This window comes from Spirillospora sp. NPDC049652 (genome assembly GCF_040675125.1).
GTDB lineage: Bacteria > Actinomycetota > Actinomycetes > Streptosporangiales > Streptosporangiaceae > Spirillospora.
The window spans coordinates 1-1,384 of sequence record NZ_JBFAOF010001417.1 but is presented as its reverse complement, the minus strand read 5'-3'; the positions used below and the strand labels follow the sequence as shown (position 1 = coordinate 1,384).

The window sequence follows — 1,384 nt, the reverse complement described above, 5'->3', positions numbered from 1 at the left end:
GGATGCGGGCGCCGGTCGCGCCGACGGGGTGGCCGAGGGAGATGCCGGAGCCGTTGACGTTGGTGCGCTCCCAGTCGGCGGCGGCGAAGCCCCATTCGCGGGTGACGGCGAGGACCTGGGCCGCGAACGCCTCGTTGAGCTCGATCAGGTCGAGGTCGGCGAGGGTGAGGTTCGCGCGCTCCAGGGCCTTGGCGGTCGCCGGGACGGGCCCGATGCCCATCGTCCGTGGCGGGACGCCCGCGCGCGCCCACGAGACGAGCCGGACGAGCGGACGCAGGCCCAGCTCGGCGGCGCGCTCGGGGGTCGTGACCACGCACGCGGCGGCCGCGTCGTTCTGGCCGGAGGCGTTCCCGGCGGTGACGGTCGCGTCCGGGTCGGACTTGCCGAGGACGGGCCGGAGCTTGGCGAGTCCATCGACGGTGGTGTCCGCGCGCGGGTGCTCGTCGGTGTCCACGACGGTGTCGCCCTTGCGGGAGCGGACGGTGACCGGGACGATCTCGTCCGCGAACCGGCCCTCCCGCTGGGCGGCGACCGCACGCTGGTGGGAGCGGACGGCCAGCTCGTCCTGCTCCTCACGGCCGATCTTGTACTCGCGGCGCAGGTTCTCGGCCGTCTCCAGCATCCCGCCCGGAACCGGGTGGTTCACGCCGCCCGCGGTCGTCCGGCCGCGGGCGAGGGCGTCGTGGAGTTCCAGGGACGGTGTGCGCACGCCCCACCGCGCGGACGTGGTGTAGAACGGCGCGTTGCTCATCGACTCGACCCCGCCCGCGATGGCCACGTCCGCGACGCCGGTCTGGATCTGCATCGCCGCGTCCAGGACGGCCTGGAGGCCCGATCCGCAGCGCCGGTCCACCTGGCTGCCGCCGACGGTGATCGGCAGGCCCGCGTCGAGGGCGGCGACGCGGCCGATGGCGGGGGCGTCGGCGTTGGGGTTGCACCAGCCGAGGACCACCTCGTCCACGGCGTCGCCGGGCAGGCCGGTGCGGTCGAGCAGCGCGCGGATGACCGTGGCGGCGAGGTCGGCCGGGGCGACCGCCTTGAGGGCGCCGCCGAAGCGGCCGATCGGGGTCCGCAGGGGTTCGCAGATCACGACTTCGCGCATGGACGGCTCCTCGGGACAGCGGCGTGACGGGGCGGGCGGGGCGACGGGACGGCGGGGCGACGGCGGGGGGACGAGACGAACGCATCGGACTCTTGGCAGGGTATGCCGCAGGCGGACGGGCCGGCGGAGGCCGTTCCGTCCAACGGGAGTCTAGAGTTTCGTTCTAGAACGAGCCGAGGAGGCCGCTGGTGGAGCACTGGGCGGAGCGGGCGACGACGGTCCGGGTGGTCGGCACCGGGATCATGGGACGCGGGATCGCGCAGGTGGCGGCGGCCGCGGGGC

1 protein-coding gene is annotated in these 1,384 nt (G+C 75.2%); it reads right to left on the bottom strand.

The genetic code is table 11. The features are described 5' to 3' along the window. On the bottom strand, positions 1 to 1,102 hold a 1,102-nt coding region (locus tag AB0J52_RS40695), incomplete at its 3' end, for an acetyl-CoA C-acetyltransferase (protein ID WP_500188572.1). Between the last annotated feature and the right edge of the window lie 282 nt (positions 1,103 to 1,384).